Consider the following 2,856-nt stretch of genomic DNA (forward strand, 5'->3'; position numbering starts at 1 on the left):
TTTTTTTACACCCCCACCACGCCACCCCCCCCCTGCGCATGTCTCGGGGGCCCGGAGATGTGTATACGACACCGGCCCCGCAACCGCCCGCGTGCCGCCCCGGCACGCGGGCGGTTGCGGGACCTCGCGCGCCGCCGGACGCTCGATAAGCGTTCCGGCGGCGGTGGATCATCCCGCCCGACCGACGAAAATCGTCAGTTGGAGGTCTTTTCCTTGACGCGCACCACGCCGGCGTTCTTGGCGTCCGTGTCCTTGGCGTAGACGATCTTGCCGTCCTGCACCTTCCCGAACACGACCATGTTGCGCGAGATCGCGTTGTGGTCGGCGGCGGTGAAGGGCTTGTCGTAGGTCGTCACCACGCCCTCGACCTTCTCCTTGAGGTTCTCGAGCGCCTCGCGGATCTTCGGCCCGTCGGTCGAGCCGGCCTGCTTGATCGCGGCGGCGATCAGGAACACCGAGTCGTAGCCCTGCGCGCCGGCGACCGGGGTCGGGATCTTGGTCACGCCGTAGGTCTTGTAGTAGTCCTCCAGGAAGGCCTTGCGCTTCGGCAGCGTCTTGTCCTCGATGAAGGTCTGCGGCATCACCACGCCGTTGCCGTTGGCGCCGGCGATGTCGATGAAGCTCTGCATCGAGGCCGGCCACGAGGTGATCATCGGCACCTTCCAGCCGAGCTTGGCCATGCCGTTGGCGATCTGCGCCAGCTCCGGCCCGATGCCGTAGGCCAGGATCACGTCGGCGCCGGCCTGCTGGGCCTTCAGCAGCTGGGCCGTCATGTCGACGTCCTTGATGTTGAACTTCTCGACCACCACCGGCTTCACGCCCTTGGTGCCGAGGTACTTCTCGATGTCCTCGCGGCCGAGCTGGCCGTAATTGGTCGAGTCGGCGAGGATGGCGATCTTCTTGTGGCCCTGCGCGACGGCCTCGTCGACCATCATGCCGGCCTGCAGCACGTCGTAGGCCGAGTTCCGGAAGACGTAGTTGCTGTCGTAGTCCGGCGCCTTGAACTGGTTGGTGATGACGGTGCCGGTGGCGACGTTGTTGAACACCGGGATCTCGGCTTCCTGGTAGAAGCGCTGCGCGGCCAATGCCACGCCGGTGTTGATGAAGCCCAGCGTCGCGACGACCTTCTCCTTGCTAATGAGCTCCTGCGCCACCTGGGCGCCGACCTCGTTCTTGGCCTCGTCGTCGCGCTCGACGAGCTGGATCTGACGCCCGAGCACGCCGCCGGCCTTGTTGATCTCGGCGGCCGCCAGCCGTGCGCCGTCGCGCATCGACACCCCCATGGCGGAGGAGCCGCCGGTATAGGGGCCGGTGACGCCGATCTTGATCGGGTCCGCGGCCTGGGACGGCAGGGCGCCGAGCGTGGCCAGTGCCGTCGCGCCGAGCAGGGCGCCGACGAACGCGCGCGTCGTCAGTGTCATGGCTGTTTCCTCCGTGTCCCGATCCGGGCGTTTTTTGTGTCGCGGTGCCTTGAGGCACCGTCGCGGGTTCTGCGGCCCGAAGTCTCGGACCCCTGCCCGGGCGCTGGAATATTGTCGAACGTGCACGCGAACGCAACGCAGGACGCGAGGTCCGGCCTACAAATCCAAAGGGTTGTGGGTTTTACGGCGCGAACCTCGGGCCGCCGCGGCGAGGGTCGGCCAGGCGGCGTCCGTCGCGGCCTCCGCGGGGACCATGCTCCGGACGATGCGCCCGGGCGTTCCGGAAGCACCGGGCCGGCCCGGAAATGCGCCGGCGCGGGCAAAGCCTGTTGACCGATCCGCGCTTTCCCCTTAACGGAAGCGCTCCCGAACGACGGACCCCTTCCGAGCGGTCGCCGGCTTCCAGCCGTGCCCGGATCGCGAGCGGTACCCGTCCCTTCGGTGGGGGATAGTTTAACGGTAGAACGGTGGACTCTGACTCCTCTGGTCCTGGTTCGAATCCAGGTCCCCCAGCCAATGAATTTTCAACGACTTAGCTTCAGCGACGAGCGCTTACGGCGGCAGGTTTGACTTTTCTTCGGAACGGTCTTCCCCGTGCAGATCGCCGATCACGCGTGCGTTCGACCGTTTCATGTCGGTGGTACGTCGGCGTCGCGTAGGCCGTGCGTTGGCCCAAGATATCGGCGATCTCCCGATCCGTATTTCCGAGCTCGCGCAGGTCGGTCGCGACGCTGTGGCGAAGATCACCTCGCCGTTCAGGCGTTCGTCGCGGAGCTTCGCGTTGAAGCTTTCGCAATAGCCGTTTTCCCAGGGACCGCCCGACTTGATGCAGGCTGCCCGCGAGCCGACCGCTGCGATCCAGTCCTGGACCGTTTGTCGATCAATTCCAGCCCGTTGCCCGGGCGGATTTGATGGGGTGCCCAATCTAAACCGAACAAGTCCGAGAGCGCGTCGATCGCGTCTACCGCCTGGAGCTTGCGAGTGATCCGGTTGAGCGAGCGCTTGCGGGTGAGCGCGCTGCACGATCCTTGGGGCCGCCACCACGTTCAGCGTTCGCTGCTTGCGACCCCTGTGCGTACGATGCTCGACGAAGTCGTAGGACCGGATATGTGTTGTTCTGGCATGTGGTGGAGCGGATCGAGTTTTCGAAACTGCTCCTTCGGTGCCTTCGAGATCCGCTTACCTCTTCGACAGGAGCGCACGCCAAATCAGTAACTGCCTTGGATCAGGCAACTCGGGCACAGGGCACGTTCCGCCATCGTCGTCGAAACGCGGGTTGATCGGCCCCCGCGAGGTGGTCCAAGGGTGAAGTTAGTGCACGGTGGGCCGCTCCGCCACGAGTAGCTTGGCCGGCGGAGCTGGTCGGGCGAGCGCAGCCGGCCAAGCGGAGAAGGCTGGCACGAACACCTCCGGTGCCGGCGGCTGGTATTTCAGC

1 protein-coding gene, 1 tRNA gene and 2 pseudogenes are annotated in these 2,856 nt (G+C 65.7%); 1 reads left to right on the forward strand and 3 read right to left on the reverse strand.

Annotation, left to right across the window (positions count from 1 at the left end):
• Nucleotides 1-194: 194 nt before the first annotated feature.
• Nucleotides 195-1,421: an ABC transporter substrate-binding protein gene (locus FV230_RS26765; protein ID WP_147727533.1), complete on the reverse strand. Its 1,227-nt coding sequence runs from the start codon at nucleotides 1,419-1,421 to the stop codon at nucleotides 195-197.
• A 442-nt stretch (nucleotides 1,422-1,863) separates the two neighbouring features.
• On the opposite strand from FV230_RS26765, the gene FV230_RS26770 reads away from it, so the two are divergent.
• Nucleotides 1,864-1,937, forward strand: a tRNA-Gln gene (locus tag FV230_RS26770).
• Between the two features lie 222 nt (nucleotides 1,938-2,159).
• Here the strand turns inward: FV230_RS26770 and FV230_RS31060 are convergent.
• Nucleotides 2,160-2,531, reverse strand: a pseudogene (locus FV230_RS31060) (integrase core domain-containing protein); the annotation flags it as partial.
• 201 nt (nucleotides 2,532-2,732) lie between these two features.
• Nucleotides 2,733-2,856, reverse strand: a pseudogene (locus FV230_RS26780) (IS3 family transposase); the annotation flags it as partial.

It is taken from the genome of Methylobacterium sp. WL6 (genome assembly GCF_008040095.1).
Taxonomy (GTDB): Bacteria; Pseudomonadota; Alphaproteobacteria; order Rhizobiales; family Beijerinckiaceae; genus Methylobacterium.

Bases quoted from the DNA above. Each gene is read 5' to 3' on its own strand.
- FV230_RS26765 (WP_147727533.1), bottom strand. From the start codon at position 1,421: ATGACACTGACGACGCGCGCGTTCGTCGGCGCCCTGCTCGGCGCGACG.